Genomic DNA, 683 nt, shown 5'->3' with positions numbered 1-683 from the left:
GTGTCGGCGCGGCAGGCGGGCTTATAGGGGAGGCGCGGGGGAAGGGCAAGGCGGGGCGCCCACGGCCAGGTTGCGACCTGTTCCAAATACAATCTTAACGTGCCATACTTTGATCATGCCCGTACCGCGGGTGCGTTCAAAGGGAGGTTGTCGTGGCGCATGGTGGCGATGCCTGGCACAGGGGACTCAGCGTACCGAAAGGCAGGTTCCAGGAAACAGGCCGGTTCGGGAGGCGATACCCACATCTTCGATCGTTGAAATCGTTTGGGCTGGACGATGCCGAACGGCTGGGCGCGGCGACAACCGCCGACGGCAGCCCCGGGCCGATGAACGGCGGCGGCAACCCGAGTGCAAATCCGCGCATTCCCGCCGGCTTCACGTTCTTCGGGCAGTTCGTCGACCACGACCTGACGCTCGATACCACGTCGCATCTGGAACAGCAGAACGATCCGCTGGCGATCCGCAACTTCCGAACCCCGGCGTTCGAACTCGACTCCGTCTACGGCCTGGGACCGGCAGTTCAGCCGTATTTCTATGACGGAGATCTCTTCGCGCTCGGCGACGATGGCATCGACCTGCAGAGGACCGTTTCCACGAAGAAGGCGATAATCGGCGATCCACGGAACGACGAGAACCTGATCATCAGCCAGCTGCATCTCGCCTTTCTGAAATTTCACAACATC

At 61.6% G+C, this 683-nt stretch carries 1 protein-coding gene; it reads left to right on the top strand.

Annotated features, from left to right (window positions below; translation table 11 throughout):
- Positions 1-254: 254 nt before the first annotated feature.
- Positions 255-683, top strand: a 429-nt coding sequence (locus VB780_RS25645) for a hypothetical protein (protein WP_323354028.1), incomplete at its 3' end; no start/stop codon positions are given.

It is taken from the genome of Leptolyngbya sp. CCNP1308 (assembly GCF_034932455.1).
Taxonomy (GTDB): Bacteria; Cyanobacteriota; Cyanobacteriia; order Phormidesmidales; family Phormidesmidaceae; genus Nodosilinea.
The sequence above is the reverse complement of the archived record's forward strand: the minus strand, read 5'-3'. Positions and strand labels throughout refer to the sequence as shown.